The 16,011-nt window shown below is 72.2% G+C and carries 15 protein-coding genes and 1 pseudogene; 12 read left to right on the forward strand and 4 right to left on the reverse strand.

From position 1 onward, the window contains the following. The first annotated feature begins 214 nt into the window (after positions 1-214). From ACFC09_RS26875 to ACFC09_RS26895, 5 genes are all read left to right on the forward strand, one after another. Positions 215-979: a protein phosphatase 2C domain-containing protein gene (locus tag ACFC09_RS26875; protein WP_376532877.1), complete on the forward strand. Its 765-nt coding sequence runs from the start codon at positions 215-217 to the stop codon at positions 977-979. 141 nt (positions 980-1,120) lie between these two features. Then, positions 1,121-2,881: a condensation domain-containing protein gene (locus ACFC09_RS26880; protein WP_376532879.1), complete on the forward strand. Its 1,761-nt coding sequence runs from the start codon at positions 1,121-1,123 to the stop codon at positions 2,879-2,881. After that, positions 2,878-4,149, forward strand: a complete 1,272-nt coding sequence (locus ACFC09_RS26885; RefSeq protein ID WP_376532881.1) for an MFS transporter — start codon at positions 2,878-2,880, stop codon at positions 4,147-4,149. Before ACFC09_RS26880 ends, ACFC09_RS26885 begins: the two co-directional genes overlap by 4 nt. Positions 4,150-4,163: 14 nt before the next feature. Further along, positions 4,164-5,225, forward strand: a complete 1,062-nt coding sequence (locus tag ACFC09_RS26890) for a LuxR C-terminal-related transcriptional regulator (protein WP_376532883.1) — start codon at positions 4,164-4,166, stop codon at positions 5,223-5,225. Beyond that, positions 5,222-5,854 carry a pyridoxamine 5'-phosphate oxidase family protein gene (locus ACFC09_RS26895; protein WP_376532885.1) on the forward strand — a complete coding sequence of 211 codons (633 nt, stop codon included), beginning with the start codon at positions 5,222-5,224 and terminating at the stop codon, positions 5,852-5,854. Before ACFC09_RS26890 ends, ACFC09_RS26895 begins: the two co-directional genes overlap by 4 nt. 102 nt (positions 5,855-5,956) lie before the next feature. Here ACFC09_RS26895 and ACFC09_RS26900 read toward each other — a convergent pair whose 3' ends face one another. Then, positions 5,957-6,547 carry an alpha/beta fold hydrolase gene (locus tag ACFC09_RS26900; RefSeq protein WP_376532887.1) on the reverse strand — a complete coding sequence of 197 codons (591 nt, stop codon included), beginning with the start codon at positions 6,545-6,547 and terminating at the stop codon, positions 5,957-5,959. A gap of 464 nt (positions 6,548-7,011) precedes the next feature. Here ACFC09_RS26900 and ACFC09_RS26905 point away from each other — a divergent pair, with 464 nt between their 5' ends. The 5 genes from ACFC09_RS26905 to ACFC09_RS26925 all read left to right on the forward strand — a co-directional run bounded on the left by ACFC09_RS26905 (position 7,012) and on the right by ACFC09_RS26925 (position 13,144). Then, on the forward strand, positions 7,012-8,859 hold the full coding sequence (locus ACFC09_RS26905; protein WP_376532889.1) for a hypothetical protein: 1,848 nt from the start codon (positions 7,012-7,014) through the stop codon (positions 8,857-8,859). A 103-nt stretch (positions 8,860-8,962) separates the two neighbouring features. Continuing rightward, on the forward strand, positions 8,963-10,384 hold the full coding sequence (gene ngcE / locus ACFC09_RS26910) for an N-acetylglucosamine/diacetylchitobiose ABC transporter substrate-binding protein (protein WP_376532891.1): 1,422 nt from the start codon (positions 8,963-8,965) through the stop codon (positions 10,382-10,384). 47 nt (positions 10,385-10,431) lie between these two features. Further along, the gene (locus ACFC09_RS26915; RefSeq protein WP_376532893.1) at positions 10,432-11,460 is read left to right on the forward strand and encodes a carbohydrate ABC transporter permease; all 1,029 of its coding nucleotides are present in this window, start codon (positions 10,432-10,434) and stop codon (positions 11,458-11,460) included. A 4-nt stretch (positions 11,461-11,464) separates the two neighbouring features. Continuing rightward, complete coding sequence (locus ACFC09_RS26920) at positions 11,465-12,472, forward strand: carbohydrate ABC transporter permease (RefSeq protein WP_376532895.1); 1,008 nt, start codon at positions 11,465-11,467, stop codon at positions 12,470-12,472. Positions 12,473-12,586: 114 nt separating this feature from the next. After that, positions 12,587-13,144, forward strand: a complete 558-nt coding sequence (locus ACFC09_RS26925) for a glycoside hydrolase family 25 protein (RefSeq protein WP_376532897.1) — start codon at positions 12,587-12,589, stop codon at positions 13,142-13,144. Between the two features lie 34 nt (positions 13,145-13,178). On the opposite strand, the gene ACFC09_RS26930 is transcribed toward ACFC09_RS26925, so the two are convergent. Then, positions 13,179-13,838 (reverse strand): NADPH-dependent F420 reductase, encoded by a 660-nt coding sequence (locus tag ACFC09_RS26930; protein ID WP_376532899.1) that lies wholly within the window; start codon positions 13,836-13,838, stop codon positions 13,179-13,181. Positions 13,839-14,124: 286 nt separating this feature from the next. Between ACFC09_RS26930 and ACFC09_RS26935 the strand changes: the two genes are divergently transcribed. Beyond that, complete coding sequence (locus ACFC09_RS26935; protein WP_376532901.1) at positions 14,125-14,406, forward strand: hypothetical protein; 282 nt, start codon at positions 14,125-14,127, stop codon at positions 14,404-14,406. Then, positions 14,403-15,188 carry an ABC transporter ATP-binding protein gene (locus ACFC09_RS26940; protein WP_376532903.1) on the forward strand — a complete coding sequence of 262 codons (786 nt, stop codon included), beginning with the start codon at positions 14,403-14,405 and terminating at the stop codon, positions 15,186-15,188. The genes ACFC09_RS26935 and ACFC09_RS26940 overlap by 4 nt, the downstream gene beginning before the upstream one ends. Positions 15,189-15,231: 43 nt before the next feature. Here ACFC09_RS26940 and ACFC09_RS26945 read toward each other — a convergent pair whose 3' ends face one another. Both ACFC09_RS26945 and ACFC09_RS26950 read right to left on the reverse strand, forming a co-directional pair. After that, a complete protein-coding gene (locus tag ACFC09_RS26945; RefSeq protein ID WP_376532905.1) occupies positions 15,232-15,444 on the reverse strand; it encodes an EF-hand domain-containing protein in 213 nt (70 codons plus the stop codon). Positions 15,445-15,577: 133 nt separating this feature from the next. After that, positions 15,578-15,979 (reverse strand): annotated as a pseudogene (locus ACFC09_RS26950) (MerR family transcriptional regulator); the annotation flags it as partial. Positions 15,980-16,011: the final 32 nt, after the last annotated feature.

The following is a 16,011-nucleotide window of genomic DNA, read 5'->3' on the forward strand; positions in this document are numbered from 1 at the left end:
GTCCGGCGGGCCCTGCCGGGACGTGCCGTGACACCGCAGGTCAGCCCGGTGGCGTCGGGGGCGCCCCGCTGACCGGGCGGCAGCCGTCCCTATGGCCCGGCTGTAGTTCCGCGGAGATGCCCCTTCCGTACAGTGATCGCAGAGAGGTACAGACCAAAGGGGTCGGCACCTCAGGTACCCGGAGTTCCAGCCTGCACGCCTCTTTGGAGGAGCGGTGGAGATCACTTGTGCCACACGTCCCGGCGACACCCTGAACGAGGACTTCGTCGCCGCGGCGGGACACTTCGCCGTGGTGCTCGACGGGGCGACGGCCGAGCCGGGGGTGGACAACGGATGCCGGCACGGCGTGCGGTGGCTGGTCACCCAGCTCGGCAGCCGGCTGGTGGCCGGTCTCATCGAGACCCCGACGGCCGCGCTGCCCCAGGTGGCCGCCGAGGCCATCGCCGACGTCATGGCCCGGCACGGCACGGGGTGCGACCTGGCGAACCCCAGAAGCCCGTCCGCCACCGTCGCCGTCCTCAGGCAGCGCGAGGACCAGGTGGACCACCTGGTCCTCGGGGACTCCGCCGTGGTGGCCCGGTTCACCGACGGCGCGGTCGACTGCGTCGTCGACAACCGCATCCACGGATTCCCCGACCGGTCCTGGGCGGACCTCAGGCACCTGCGCAACAGGGAGGGCGGCTTCTGGGTCGCCGGGAACCGCCCCGAGGCCGCCGCGCACGCGCTGACCGGTACGTGGCCCGCCGAACGCGTCGACCGTGTCTGTCTGCTGACCGACGGCGCCTACCGGCTGGTCGAGCGGTACGAGTGGAGCTGGCAGGACCTGCTGGACTGTGTGAGCCGCGAGGGGGCCCACCGGCTCATCGCGCGGACGCGAGCCGCCGAGGCACGCACCCCGGCCGGGGCATTTCCCGGAAAGCACCACGACGACGCGTCCGTCGCCCTGTGTCTGATGGGCGGCGCGACCGGCACGGTCTGAGCCGGACACGTCCCCTGGGCGGACCCGGCGTGCCCCACGGCACACCGGAGGCCGCCCGCCCGGCGCCGTCACTCCGTGCTCCATCCCCGAACCCGCACCCCGGGCCGCAGGACCGGCCCGGCTCCTTCATGAGGTGACCCGTTGCCGCAACTCACAGTGCCCTTCGCCGGCCAGTCGCACCGCTCAGGGCCGCTCTCCTTCGGGCACGCCAACATCGTGCGCTCGATATCCGTCGACGAGGACCCGACCCGCCTCAACCTGGCCATGGTCTTCGACGCCCCGGCGGACGGCGGTCTGGACCGGATCGCGGACCAGCTGCGGACACTGGTCGAGCGTCACGAAGCGCTGCGCACGACCTACCGGCTCGGTCCGCCCGCCACCCAGGTGGTCGCCGCCGAGGGCGAGTTGGCCGTGGCCGTGATCGAGGCCGCGGACGACCCGCTCGCGGTCGCCGAGCGGACCGCCCGCCGGCTGCGTTCCCAGGTGTTCGACCTGGAGCACGACCTGCCGGTCCGGGTGGCCGTGGTGACGGCCGGCGGCGCTCCGCGCCATCTGGTCTGGGTGGTCACCCATGCCGCCATGGACGTCGCCGCCTGCGAGGTGCTGCACACCGAGTGGGCCGCCCTGTGCGCCGACCGCCCGCTGCCGGCCCCGGCCGCCCTGGAGCCCGTCGACGTCGTGGAGCTGGAGCGGTCCGCGACCATCCGGCGGCTCGGCGAGAGCGCGCTGCGCTACTGGGAGTCCCAGCTGCGCCGGGTGCCGCAGGCGATGTTCACGCCCTCGGCCCGTACGACCCCGGCCAAGACCGACTGGCTGCACGCCGGTCTGAACATCCGCTCCACGACCGTACCGGCCCGGCTGGAGTCGATCGCGGAACGGACCGGCGCCAGCCCCTCGGCCGTCGTACTCGCCGCGCTGGCCGTCCTCGTGGGGCACCGGACGGGGCACTCCACGGTGGTGACGACCTCGCTGTCGGACAACCGGGTGGTCCGCAAACTCCGCGGATTCTTCGGTTCGTTGGCCCAGGACGCGCTGCTGCCCGTCGACCTCTCCGACGTCGCGGGCTTCGACGACGCCGTGCGCAAGGTGCGCTCCGCGGGGCTGCCGGCCTACCGGCACGCCTGGTTCGACCCCACCGCCCTGTGGCAGCAGGTCATCAACGAGGTGAGCGGCGAGCGCGGCATCTCGTTCGCCCGTGACCTCGTCTTCAACGACATGAGCACGCTCGCCACCACGGCCGGCTCCCCCGACCAGTCCGCCCTGAGCCGGCTGCCCTCCGTGTGGATACCCGGGCACCAGCCGGCGCCCGACGAGGACCCCGGGATCGGCGGCAGCGTCTCCTGGCTGCCGAAGGAGGACATCCCCTGCCGCTTCTTCGTCTGCCTGTACCGGCTGGACGAGGAGTTCGAACTGACCCTGTGGGTCGACCCGCAGATCCTCCCCAAGGACGAGGCCGAGGAGTTCGGCCGGGCGCTGCTGCGCCTGCTGCGCGCCGCGGGCGACGCCGATCTGCCGCTCGGCGAGCTGAAGTCGCTGACCACGCTGGAACCGGTGGCGCGCGGCGAGGGCTGGTACGTCAGCGACCGCTCGCAGGTCGAACTCGACGCCGTACGGGAGCTGCTGGCCGACGTCCTGGGCGAGGTGCCGCATCTGGTGACGGCCGTGCCGGACGAGGAGCTGGGCCACCGGATCGTCTGCCACCTGGCCGGCCCGGACTCCCCCGCGACGGTGCACGAGCGGACGCTCGCCGCGCTGCCCGGCCGCGTCACCGCCATCGCCCCGCACCACTACGTCGTGCACGACGACGCGCCCGCGGGCCCGGCCGCCGCCGAGGCGGACGCCTGGGCCGCGCTGCCGGTCCGTGCGCAGGCCGACGGCCGCGACGGGGGTGTGCGGGCATGAGCCAGGACGCCGGTCTCCGTACGGACACGCCGTCCGCCGAGGAGCCGACCGCGCGGCCGTCCCTGTGGACGGCCAACTTCCGCCTGTACTTCGGCGCCCGCACCGGCTCCCTGCTCGGGGACGCCATGCTGCCCGTCGCCCTCACGGTCGGTGTCCTCGACGCCGGATACGGCACCTCGGGCGTCGGGTACGCCCTCGGTGCCTGGATGGCCGCGCTCGCCCTGTGCATGCTGTTCGGCGGGGTGCTCGCCGACCGGTTCACGCCGCGGCGCATGATGGTGCTGGCCGACCTGCTGCGGCTGGTGCTGCAAGGCGGCCTCGCGGTCGCCTTCGCGCTCGGCACGCCGCCCCTGTGGATGATCGTGGCGTTGCAGTTCTTCAGCGGTGTCGCCACCGCCCTGTTCCAGCCGGGGGTGGCCAGCATGGTGCCCCAGGTCTCCGCCGACGTGCAGCGGGCCAACGGCGTGCTGCGGGTCTCCGAGTCGGTGGCCGGTGTGCTCGGTCCGGCCCTGGCCGGTGTGCTGATCAGCGTGTCCGGACCGGCCACCGTCTTCGCCATCTACGCGGCCACGTACGCGCTCAGCGCCGGCTGCCTGTTCGGACTGCGGTTGCGGCAGACGAAGAAGGTCGGCGAGACGGAGTCCTTCTGGCAGCAACTGACCGAAGGCTGGCAGGAGTTCCGGTCCCGTACCTGGCTGTGGGGGGTGATCTCCTGCTTCCTGGTCTACGGCTGCTTCGTCGCGGGTCTGTCCCTGCCGGTCGGCGCGGACCTGGTCACCACCCAGCACGGCTCGACGGCGCTGGGCATCGCGCTGGGCGCCTTCGGCGCGGGTGGCGTGATCGGCGGCGCCCTGGCCATCCGGATCCGGCCGAGCCGTCCGCTCGCCACCGGCTCGATCGGCTGGGCGCTGTACGCGCTGTACCCGCTGGTCCCGGCCCTGCGGCCGGGCGTCGTCCCGCTCTGCGCCGGCTGGGCCGTCGCCGGTGCCGGCCTCGCCTTCTGGGCGGTGATCTGGGCGACCACCGTACAGACGCAGATCCCGGCCGACCTGCTCAACCGGGTCTACGCCTACGACGTGACCGGGTCGCTGCTGTCCATGGCCCTGGGCCGGTCCCTGGCCGGACCGCTCGCCTCCGTGGCCGGGGCACGCCCCCTGATGATCGCGGCGACCCTGCTCGGACTGTGTTGCAGTGGTGTGCTGCTGGCCGTGCCCGGAATCCGGCGGCTGCGCGCGGTGACCCCGGACGCCGAAGCGCTCGGGACCTGAACGGAGGAGCTGACATGAAGATCGCGACCTCGACCGGGACGTCGGAGCTGCCTCGCTCCGGGGAGGTGGACGAGTTCGTCGTCCGCGTCTACGAACGCGTGCTCGCCGGCCGTCGCGCCACTGCGTCCGTGATCGCCGCGGGGCTCGGCGTCTCCCTGCGGCAGGTCGTGGAAGCGGTACGGGTGCTGCGGGAGCTGCGGCTGGTCAAGGACGCCGCCCGGAGCCAGGGCGAGCTGGTCGCCGTGAGCCCCGAGGAGGCCCAGATGGAACTCCTGGTGCCGCTGGAGCGGGCCATCTACTCCGAGCGCCGCCGGCTGAACGACGTCAAGGGGCAACTGCTGTCCTTCGAGGACGCGTTCAACAAGACCCAGCAGCCCCAGCGCCGGCCCGAGACCGTGGTGGTGACCAGCGACCCGGCCGAGATCGAGCTGCGTCTGATGGAGGCCGTGCAGCGCTGCACCTCGGAGATCCTGGTGATGCAGCCCTGTGTGGCCCAGCAGACACCGGAGTTGCACCATGCGCGGCCGCTCGTCCTGGAGGCCCTCCAACGGGGCGTCCGCGCCCTGGTGCTGTACCCGCACACCGCCCGCGGCGACGCCGGCACCCGCTCCCACGTGCGCGACCTGACGCGGGCCGACGGGCAGGTCCGGACGTCCCGGGAGATCCACGGACGGTTCATCGTCATCGACCGCCGGGTCGCCTTCGTACCGGCCGACGACAGCGACGACGGACAGCGGCTGGCCGTGGTCTACGACGCGTCCGTCGCCGCGTTCCTGGGCGGCATCCACGACCGGATGTGGGAGTCGGCGCTGGACTACGAGTCCGGTACCTCGGGCTACTCCGCGGCCATGGACGACCTGCGGGCGACCATCCTGGAACTGCTCGCCTCCGGCATCAAGGACGAGGTGATCGCCCGTCGGCTCGGGATGTCCGAACGGTCCTTCCGCCGCCACGTCGCCGCCATCATGCAGGACCTCACGGCCGGCAGCCGCTTCCAGGCCGGGGTGCTGGCCGCGCGGACCGGGCTGCTCGGGTCCGCCGCCGGCCGTCCGCACAGCGCGAGGAGTTCCGCATGAGCCGTTACGCGCGTCTCGCCTACACGCAGAACGTCCGTCAGGTCCAGTACGAGATGGGCAGCGGGGACGCCGCGGCGCGGCGGCTGGCGGCGCCGGCCGACGCGGCCGAACGCCTCACCCCCGTCGAGGCCGCGTTCATCCACGGTCTGGACGGTTTCCTGATGGCCACGGTCGGCGAAACCGGCTGGCCCTACATCCAGTTCCGCGGCGGGCCGCCCGGGTTCCTGCACGTGCTCGACGAGCAGACCCTGGCCTTCGCCGACGTCCGGGGCAACCGGCAGTACATCACCACCGGCAATCTGCGGGGCGACGACCGGGTCGCGCTGTTCCTCCTGGATCACGCGCGGCAGGCGCGGCTGAAGCTGTACGGCCACGCCACGGCGACGCCCGCGCCGGACGATCCCCCGCTCGCCGAGCGGTTGGCCGAGCCCCGGACCGACGGGCGGGTGGAGCGGCTGATCACGGTGCGCGTCGAGGCGTTCGACTGGAACTGCGCCAAGCACATCACGCCGCGCTTCAGCGAGGGCGAACTCGCGGGGGCGCTCGCCCCGATCCGTGACCGTCTCACGCTGCTGGAGCAGGAGAACGCCCGGCTGCGCGCCGAGTTGGAGGCGCTGCGCGGCGGCTGAGCGGGCCGCGTCCGGGAAACGCCAGGGGCCCGCCGAAGCCGGCGGGCCCCTGGCGTCGCTGTCGTCGCCGTCGTACCTGGCGTCCCCCGTCGCCGGTCCGTCTCAGCTGCCGCGGCGCTGCTCCAGGAGCCAGGTGTAGACGTCGGGGTTGTCGTAGGTCTGGGTCCAGGAGTCGTGTCCCACGCCCGGGTAGCGGGTGAACCTGGCGTGGCTGCCCAGGTCCTTGAGCGCCTCGACGACCTGCTCGGTGTGCTTGATGAGGATGTTGAAGTCGTCCTCCCCGTGGAAGGTCCACACCGGCAGGTCGGCGATCCGGGGGGCGGCCTCGGGCATCCAGGCCCCGCAGATGGGCACGATGGCCGCGAACCGTTCCGGGAACCGCGCCGCCAACGCCCAGGTGCCCGCCCCGCCCATGCTGAGACCGGTGCAGTACACCCGGTCCGCGTCGATTCGGTGGCGTGCCTGGATCTCGTCGAGCAGCGCGTACAGACCGTCGAGTTCGCACGCCCAGGTGCTGTAGCCCGGACACTGCGGGGCCACCATCACGAAGGGCAGGTCCGCGCCCAGTGCGGCCTGCTTCACCGGCCCGTGCGCGGTGAGCATCGTCGGGTCGTCCCCGCGCTCGGAGGCGCCGTGCAGAAAGAGCAGCAGGGGCCACCTCTCCGATTCGTCGAGGTGATAGCCGCTCGGCACGTGGAGAGCGTACGGGAGACTATTTCCGGTGTCATCGACGGCGAACGTGTCGAATTGCAGAGATGAGGTCACCGATACCCGCCTCGACTAGAGAATTTACCAATTTTGGAAGCACAGGATCTCGCCGAGATCCGTTCGTGTCAACGCACCCCCGTCGGGCCGGAGGCACCCCGGAAACGGAACTTCCTCAGAACAATTGCAGGAACTGCCGCTCACGGTGGACAGCAGTCGCGCAGGCCGCCGTATCCGCACCTCAACCGCCTTCCGTGGGGGCAGTTCCCATTAACAGAACGCTCAAGCAAGCTCCAGTTTTTTTATGGCGGAATACCAGTGCACAGTCGCTAGTATTTCTTCGCAGCGATTCGAAGGCCGAGCCTGCTGAGGAGCGGTGACGGAATATGGGGAGAACGGACTCGGCACCGACCGGAATCAGTAGCACAAGGCCGAGGATCAGCGGTGCCGTCATGAGTCATCCGCGGCGCAGCCGGACGGCGCAGAACCTCATCGCAAAGGCACCGGAAGGTTTTCTGCGGCTGGTGCTCGACCCCGAGCCCGACGGCCCGCCCACCGCGCTGCGGACCGCGCTGAGCGCCTGGTCCGCCGCCGACCCGGAGGCCACGCACCACCTCGTGCTCCAGGACGACGCGCTGCCCGGCCCGGACTTCTTCGACCGCGTCCACGACGCCGTGCGCGCCGCGCCCGACGCGGCCATCGCCTTCTTCACCTCCTGGAACTCCCGCAACGGTGCCGCGGTCCGGATGGCGGCGCTGCGCGGCGCGCGGTGGGCCGTGGCGGCGCAGGAGTACACGCCGACGGTGGCGCTGGTGCTGCCCACGCCCGTCGCGCTCGGTTTCGCCGACTTCGCCCGGCGGCACGGTGACGGCTGGCCGGACGACGTGATCATGCAGCGCTACCTCCGCGCGCACCGCGTCCCGTCGTATCTCACCGTGCCGAACCTCGTCGAGCACGACGACTTCCCCAGCGTGGCGCGCAACGACCACCACGGACTGCGGCGCGCGGCCTGCCACGGGGCGGTGCCGCCGGGTGCCGACTGGGATCTGGGGGCGGGCCTGTCCGAGGCCGGCGTCATCCCGTTCTTCAAGCACGGGGTGGCCCAGTGCGCGATCCGGCGGGGTGCGGACGGGCCGTGGACGACCGTCGACAGCGAGCGGTACTGCGGCCGGCTCGGGTTTCCCCTGGAGTGGTTCCGCAAGCAGCTGACCGCGGCGGCCATGGAGTCCGCGCCGTTGCTGGACGCCCTCGCCCCGGTCCGCCCCAGGGCGCTGGAGGCACTGTGGATCACGGCGGGGCTGACCGGTTTCCTCAGCCGCCGGGCCGGCGCCGACCTCGGGCCGCGGGACGCGCCGGACGTCACCGGGGGGCTCCGCGGCCCGGCCGTCGCCACCATGGGGCCCGGCGGGCTGTGCGGGGAGATCGGCGCGCGGCGCCTCACCGCCCTCCATGACGACCTCGCCGAACTGGCCCGCAGAGCGGTCGAGTTGGGCGCCGCGGCGGACGACGAGCAGACCGCCGTGGCCCGGCTCGGCCATGCCGGACCGGCCGCGGGCAAGGGCCGGGTCGCGGTCATCGGCGCCTCCCGCGGGCTGGGCCGCTTCATCGGCGACGACCTCGAACACCAGGGCTACGACGCGGTCCTGCTCGGCGACGCGGTCACCGCATCCGCCGTCCACGACCTGGCGGGTACCGACGCGGTCGTGCACGTCGGCCCCCACCGCCGGGCGCGGCCGGTGGTCGCCGCGGCGGAGCGCGCGGGGATCGCCCAGGTGGTGTCGGTCACCACCGAAGGGGCGGCGGCGGAGGATCCGGCGCCGGCTCCCGTGCGGGGCGGCACCGTGCTGACCGTGCTGCGCATCGGCACGCCGTACGGGCCGGGTGTCGTGCCGGACGGCTCGCCGCTGCCGGGCTTCGTCGAGAAGTCGCTGCTGCGCCGGCCCATCAGGCTCACGGAGCCGTTGCCCGGACCCCGCCAGTACGTCCACGCCACCGATGTCTGCCGCGCCGTCGAACGGGCCCTGCTGCTACGGCGTCCCGGCGTGTTCGAGATCTGCAACGACGAGCACGTGAGCGCGCCCGACCTGGCGGACGCGGTCTGCGCCGCCGTACGCCCCGTGCCCGTCGACCGCCCGGACGGGGGCGCGGCGAGGCGGCCCGCGCCGCCGGACGGACACCCGCCGATGACCACCGAGCGGGCCGCCGCCGAACTCGGCTGGCGCCCCACCGTCCCCTTCGCCGAGGGCCTGCGCTCCTTCGCGCAGTGGCTCGCCTACGAGGCGGAACCCCGACGCCCCTGAGAACGCACTCCGCACAGAACGGACCACCGACCACGAGCCCGTGACAGCCCGGCCGCTCCGGAAGGACCGTGCCGGTCCCCCCGCAGAAGGCGAGAAACCGAGCATGGGATCCGCTTCGGACCTGGGTCGACGCGACCTGATCAAGCGCACCGTCGCCGCCGCGCTGGCCGCCTCGCCCGCATCCGCCCTCCTCACCGGCTGTGCCACGGCAGGAGGCAGGCAGAACACCGTCGGAAAGGGAAAGATGAGCGAGAAGAACCCGTTCGGCGCCGATGAGTCGGCGGCCCTGGAGGTCGTCGTCTTCGACGGCGGACTCGGGGTCGAGTACGTGACGGACGCCGAAGCCGTCTACGAGAGGGCCTTCCCGAAGACGAAGGTCGAGCACACCACCACCCAGGACATCCGGACCCTGCTCCAGCCCCGCTTCCTCGGCGGCGACCCGCCCGACCTGGTGGACAACACGGGTGCGGACTCCCTGCCCACCGCCACCCTGGCGGACAACGGCCAGCTCACCGACCTGCGGACCCTGCTGAAGGCCCCGTCCTACGACATCCCGGGCAAGACCGTCGAGGAGACGCTGATACCCGGCGTCGTGTCGAAGGGGCAGTACGGCGGCGCGGAGGTCTGGGCGCTGAACTACGCCTACACGGCCTTCGGGGTGTGGTACTCCAAGTCCCTGCTGGAGAAGTACGGCTGGACCTACCCGCGGACCTGGGACGAGATGCTCACGCTCTGCGCGGCGGCGCGCAAGGAGGGCATCGCGGGCTGGACCTACGCCGGCAAGTTCCCCTACTACCTCCAGTGGACGCTCTACCCGTTCATCGCCAAGATCGGCGGCTGGGACGTCCTGAAGTCGATCGACAACCTGGAGCCGAACGCCTGGAAGCACCCCGCGGTCCGGCAGGCGTTCGAGGCGTACCACGAACTCGTCGCCAAGGGCTACGTCCTCAAGGGCACGCCGGGCCTGGACCACACGCAGTCGCAGGCCGAGTGGATCAAGGGCAAGGCGCTGTTCGTCCCGAACGGCACCTGGGTGGAGAACGAGACCGAGGACATCACACCGGCCGGTTTCGAGATGACCGTCTCGCCGCCGTCGGGTCTGGACTCCTCGGACGTGATGCCCTTCGAGACCATCTGGGCGCAGGCGGGCGAGGCGTTCGTCGTCCCCAAGGACGCCCGGAACCCGCAGGGCGGTCTCGAACTGCTGCGCATCATGCTCGGCAGGAAGTCGGCGCAGAACTTCTCCCGGCTCACCTCGTCGCTGAGCTGTGTGCGGGGCGCCGTTGCGGGGATGGACCTGCCCTCGGGGCTGGCGTCCGCGAGCCGCCTGGTCAGCGAGGCCGGGTCGCACATCATCTCGCCCCGCACGGACTGGTACCAGACGCTGAACCGGGAGGAGATCGCCGGTCTGATCGGCGAGATGATGGCCGACCGGCTCCAGCCCGCCGAGGCGATCGACCGGATCCAGAAGGCGTCCGACGCCGTGGCCAAGGACGACTCGGTCAAGAAGTACAAGCACCCCTGAGCCCCGTCCGCCGACGCGGCGCGGTGGCAGAAGACGGAGCAGGCGGGATGACGGACTACACGGCGGTGCCCGTGGACGGGTCGCGGACGGGCCGTCCGCACGGGAAGGGCGCGGCACCGCGCGAACGCGCGGGTCTCAGGACGTCCAGGCTCTACCAGCGGTACCGCAAGTACCGGGTGATCGTGGGCTTCCTCGCCCCGCCGGTGGCGCTCTACGCGGTCTTCGTCGTCTCGCCTTTCCTCCAGGCGTTCTTCTACTCGGTCACGGATTGGACGGGGGTCAGTCCGGAGACCGAGTTCATCGGAATGCGCAACTACGAACGCCTGGCACGGGATCCGGTCTTCTGGACCGCGCTGCGGCACAACCTGATCGTGCTGCTCACGCTGCCGGTCCTGGTGCTCGGCCTGAGTCTGTTCCTCACCTATCTGCTCGACTTCGCCGGTGGCCGCGGACCGGGCGGCGCGATCGCCCCGGTGCGCGGAGCGCGGTTCTACCGGCTCGTCTTCTTCTTTCCCCAGGTGCTGTCCGTCGCGGCGATCGCGGTGCTGTGGGAGTACGTCTTCGCACCGCGCGGGGGCCTGCTCAACGGTGTCCTGGGCGCGGTCGGCCCGGCCTCCTGGGAGCAGAACTGGCTCGGTGACCCGGATCTCGCCCTGATGTGCGTGATCGCCGTGATGGCCTGGACGAACGTGGGCTTCTTCGTGATCGTCCTCTCCTCGGCGACGGCGTCCATACCGGGCGACATCCTGGCCGCCGCGCAGTTGGACGGGGCCGGTCCGGCACGCACCTTCGTCAAGGTCGTCCTGCCGCTGCTGTGGGACACCGTGCGGACCGGTTGGATCTACCTGGGCATCCTGGCGCTGGACGGTTCGTTCACCGTGGTCAACATCATGACGGTGAACCAGGGCGGCCCGGACCACTCCACCCTGGTCCTGCCCGTCTACCTGTACAACAAGGCGTTCCGGGACGCACAGGCCGGCTACGCCTCGGGGGCCGGGGTCGCCCTGCTGATCGTCACCCTGCTGTTCGCCGCGGTCGTCCTGCGGCTGGGACGGCGTGAGCGGCTGGAGTTCTGAGACCATGACCGCGAGTGCGACGCACCGAACGGGAGAGGACCGCGGCGCCACCGGCACGCGGTCGACGGACCCGGCGCAGGCCGGTCCGGCGGGCACGGGAACGGGGGGTCCGCCGGACCGGTCTGCGCCGGGTCGCCGCCCCGGCCGGGGCAGGCGTACGGACCGAGGCAGGGGCACGGACCGGGGCAGGCGTACCGGCTTCAGCGCGTTCTCGCACGGCTTCCTGATCCTGTGGGCGGTGATGGCGGCGGGCCCGCTGCTGTGGGCCGTGATGACGTCGTTCAAGCCCTCGGGGCAGATCCTGGAGAGCCCCTGGTCGCTGCCGGCTTCGCCGCACTGGCGGAACTTCGCCGACGCCTGGACGACGGCGGACCTGGGCCGGGACCTCCTCAACACGGTGCTGGTCGTGGGGTGTTCGGTCGTCGGGTCGACGGTGCTGGCGTCCATGGCCGCGTACGTGCTCGCCCGGTTCGTCTTCCCGGGCAGCCTGTTCATCCAACTGCTGTTCATGTCCGGGATGAGCGCGCCGGTGGTCCTGGCCCTGGTCCCGCTGTTCTTCGTCCTCAAGGGCATGGCCCTGCTGAACACGTTCCCGGGCCTGGTGCTGGTCTACATCGCGTACTCGCTGCCGTTCTCGGTGTTCTTCCTGACCTCCTTCTTCCGGTCGCTGCCCGCGTCCGCGGCGGAGGCGGCGCTGCTCGACGGGGCGTCACACCTGCGGATCCTCTTCCAGGTGATGGTGCCGATGGCCCGGCCCGGCCTCGTGAGCGTCGCGATGTTCAACCTGCTCGGCCTGTGGAACCAGTACCTGATCCCGCAGATGATCAACCCCGACCCGGACCGGTTCGTCCTGACCCAGGGCCTCGCGTCCCTCGCCGTCCACCAGGGCTACAAGGGCGACTGGGGCGCGCTGTTCGCCGGCCTGACCCTCGCGTCGCTGCCCCAACTCGCGTTCTACGTCCTGTTCCGCAGGCACGTGGAGTCGGGGCTGCTGGCCGGCGCGGTGAAGTGACACCGCACAGGTCAAGATGAGGTGAGGTCTCACAGGTCAAGGGGTCAGGCACGCCCGGATGGGGCATACACCGGTCAAACTTCTGTCACCCCACTGACACTTGAGGGGGTCCCCGTGCTGCACGGCATCGATGTGAGCGCGTACCAGTCCTCGTCCTACGACACGGACGGCTCGTCCTTCGTCTTCATCAAGGCCACGGAGGGGCGTTCGTACGTCAACCCGAAACTCGGCGCCCAGACCGGGCGGGCCCGGGACGCCGGGCTCGTCGTCGGCTTCTACCACTTCCTGTGGCCCGGCAACGTCGGCGCCCAGGCCGAGTACTTCGTCCGGCACGCCCCCGAGCAGGGGGGCGACATCCTCGCCGTCGACTGGGAGACCACGAGCGAGGGGACGCACGCGAGCAACGCCGACAAGGACCTGTTCATCCGGAAGGTGAAGGACCTGCGGCCGCGCCACCAGGTGATGCTGTACACGAACCGCGACTACTGGCTGAACGTCGACACCACCTCGTACGCGGGCGACGGCCTGTGGATCGCCGACTACGTCTCCGCGGGCAAGCCCCGCATCCAGGCGAAGTGGCGCTTCCACCAGTACACCAGCGAACCGCACGACAAGAACGTGGCGGACTTCGCGGACACAGCCGCCCTGCGCGCCTGGGCGCAGGACGGCTGACCGGCACGGGCGCACGGGCCGCCGCGGCGCGGCGCTACGCGCGGAACTCCGCCGGCCGCTCGGGCGACGCCTCGGCCAGCGCCGCGCGCACGCCCTCGACGCCCGCCCGCAGCCCGTACACCGGGGTGGCCGGCTGCTGCCGCCAGGATTCGTCGATGCCGCCGGCGTCGACCGTGTCGAAGCCGAGCTGCTCGATCAGGTCGCGCACGGTCCGCTTGGCGGCCGGGTCGTCACCGGCCACCGGGAGCGCCAGCCGGTCGGGGGCGCCGGCCGGGCGCGGGCGGTCCAGGATGTCCTGGGCGTAGGTGCCGTTGAACGCCTTGATCACGGGGTGCCCGATCTGCTGTTCGGTCCAGCGGCTCTCGGTGCGGCCCTCGTCCTCGATGCCCGCGATCCGGCCGTCGCGCTGGGGGTAGTAGTTCCCGGTGTCGATCACGGCGACGTCCTCGGCCGCCCCGTCGAGCAGTCCGGACGGCAGGTCCGGGACCGCCTTCAGCTGGACGGTGACGACGACGACCTGGGCGCCGCGGGCCGCCTCCGCGGCCGGGACCGGGGTGGCCCCCGTCTCCTTCGCCAGGTCCGTGAGGGTCTGCGGACCGCGGGAATTGGCGACGGACACGTCGTGGCCGAGGGCGGTGAGCCGCCGGGCCAGGTTGCCGCCGATGTTGCCCGCCCCGATGATGCCGATCTTCATACCGAACCTCCGGAAAGATGCACGCGCATACAGTGCAGGGTTCAACCCCGGGGCCCCGGGGACTATTCCGGCCCGTACGGCAACCGGGTGACGCGGGGAACACGGCCGGAGACGCGGCCGGCGACCTGGCCGGCCTCCCCGCCGGTGGAGGGGGCGGAGGCGGCCGGCCTCCCCGCCGGTGGAGGGGGCGGAGGCGGCCGGCCTCCCCGCCGGTGGAGGCGGGTCGGCGGAGGGGGCGAAGGGCCGCCCGTCCGATAACGGCGAGCGCACCGGTACCGTCGATGGGGTGATCCTCGCACCGAACCGCCACACCCACGGAGCCGACCCCATGACCGGCTCCGACGACCTCGACAGCTTCCCCGGTACCCGCCAGGACGCGATCAGCAGGGGCCCGCGCACCCTGCGGACCGGCGCGGACCGCACCGCCGAGCACACCGGCGCCGGGCACCGCACGGCCCGGGGCGCGGGAGAGGCGCCCCCGGCTCCCGCCGCCGTGGTGCCCGCCGTGCCCACCGTGGCCGCCGTACTCGCGGCGCCGTCCCCGGCGGACCGGGCGGTGCGCCGATGATCGTCCTGAGCGCGGCGGACGTGCAGGTCGTGCGCGACGGCAGGCCGATCCTCCAGGAGGTCTCGCTGACCGTGCGGGCGGGCGAGCACTGGGCACTGCTCGGCGCCAACGGAGCGGGGAAGTCCACCCTGCTCAGCCTGCTCGGCGCGCTGACCCACCCCACGCGGGGCACGGTCGAGGTGCTCGGCCGCCGCCTCGGCCGGGTCGACCTGCGGGAGCTGAGGTCGTACGTCGGACATGTCGATCCGCGTCATCCGCTCACCCAGCCGCTGACCGTCCGGACCGTGGTGCTGACCGGGCTGACCAACTCGGTGGCCCCGCTGCCCCGCTGGCGGCCGACGCCCGAGCAGGAGGCGCGGGCCGACCGGCTCATCGAGACGCTCGGCCTCGCCGACCGCCGCGAGGCCCGCTGGCCCACGCTCTCCCAGGGACAGCGCGGCCGGACCCTGATCGCACGGGCGCTGATGCCCGAGCCCCGGCTGCTGCTCCTGGACGAACCGGCCACCGGCCTCGACCTGCCGGGCCGGGAGCAGCTGCTGGGTGCCCTGGACGCGCTGCGCCGGGAGCATCCGCACCTGGCGACGGTGCTGGTCACCCACCACCTGGAGGAGCTGCCGGCCGGCACCACGCACGCCCTGCTGCTGCGCGACGGCCGCAGCCTGGCCCAGGGGCCGGCGGCGGACGTGCTCACCGGTGACCAGGTCGGCAAGTGCTTCGACCTGCCGCTGGTGCTCGAACGCCACGGCGGGCGCTGGAGCGTACGCGTCGACCACCCGGCGTGAAGAACGGGGGCGCCCGCCGGGCGCCCCCGTTCCACCACTCAGCTCACTTGTCCAGGTAGGCCCAGAACTCGTCGAACGACAGCACCTTGTCGCCGTTGAGGTCACGGGTCCTGATGACGGCCTCGGCCACCGCCTCGGTGACGTTCCAGTCGCCCCCCTGGGCCAGGGCGGACTTGAACTCGGCGGCGGTGATGAACCCGTCGCCGTCCGCGTCTATCCGCTCGAAGTCCTTGCGTGCCTCGTCGATGTCCGCCACCGATCCGCCCCTCTTGCTCGTGTCTCTCGTACCGTGTCGGCGTAGTGCCGCAGGTCAGATTAACGGCCCGCACGAACCCGGAGGGCCGCGGCCACCCGGGCGGAGTCCTGCGCGTACGCGGCGCGGAGCTGCCGCGCCGCTCCGTCGCCGTCCGCCGCGCCGACTGGTACATCAGGGTCGTCTCCTGCGCGCTCGAACCGCGTCGCGCCACGGTCGACAGCACCGCGCGGTTCATCGTCAGCGACCTGATCCGGGCGTCGAGGGCCACCACGTGCCCGGCCGCGACCTCCGCCATCGTCCGCTCGCCGGACAGCACCTCGCGCACCTGGGCCAGGCCGAGGCCCAGCTCGCGCAGGGTGCGGATCAGTTCGAGGCGGGCCACGGACCCCGCGTCGTAGAGCCGGTAGCCGCCGGTGGAGCGGCCCGCCGGGGGCAGCACGCCCTCGTCGGACCAGAAGCGGATGGTGCGCACGGTCAGTCCGGTGGACCGGGCCAGCTCGCCGATGGTGAAAAGGCCGGTGCCGTCGTCGGTCATGTCTGCGAGTCTGGGCCTTCCAGTGGGTGGAG

The sequence above is a fragment of the Streptomyces sp. NPDC056161 genome, from assembly GCF_042268025.1.
Lineage (GTDB): Bacteria > Actinomycetota > Actinomycetes > Streptomycetales > Streptomycetaceae > Streptomyces.

Bases quoted from the DNA above. Each gene is read 5' to 3' on its own strand.
- ACFC09_RS26885 (WP_376532881.1), top strand. From the start codon at position 2,878: ATGAGCCAGGACGCCGGTCTCCGTACGGACACGCCGTCCGCCGAGGAG.
- ACFC09_RS26890 (WP_376532883.1), top strand. From the start codon at position 4,164: ATGAAGATCGCGACCTCGACCGGGACGTCGGAGCTGCCTCGCTCCGGG.
- ACFC09_RS26895 (WP_376532885.1), top strand. From the start codon at position 5,222: ATGAGCCGTTACGCGCGTCTCGCCTACACGCAGAACGTCCGTCAGGTC.
- ACFC09_RS26905 (WP_376532889.1), top strand. From the start codon at position 7,012: ATGAGTCATCCGCGGCGCAGCCGGACGGCGCAGAACCTCATCGCAAAG.
- ngcE (WP_376532891.1), top strand. From the start codon at position 8,963: ATGGGATCCGCTTCGGACCTGGGTCGACGCGACCTGATCAAGCGCACC.
- ACFC09_RS26915 (WP_376532893.1), top strand. From the start codon at position 10,432: ATGACGGACTACACGGCGGTGCCCGTGGACGGGTCGCGGACGGGCCGT.
- ACFC09_RS26920 (WP_376532895.1), top strand. From the start codon at position 11,465: ATGACCGCGAGTGCGACGCACCGAACGGGAGAGGACCGCGGCGCCACC.
- ACFC09_RS26930 (WP_376532899.1), bottom strand. From the start codon at position 13,838: ATGAAGATCGGCATCATCGGGGCGGGCAACATCGGCGGCAACCTGGCC.
- ACFC09_RS26940 (WP_376532903.1), top strand. From the start codon at position 14,403: ATGATCGTCCTGAGCGCGGCGGACGTGCAGGTCGTGCGCGACGGCAGG.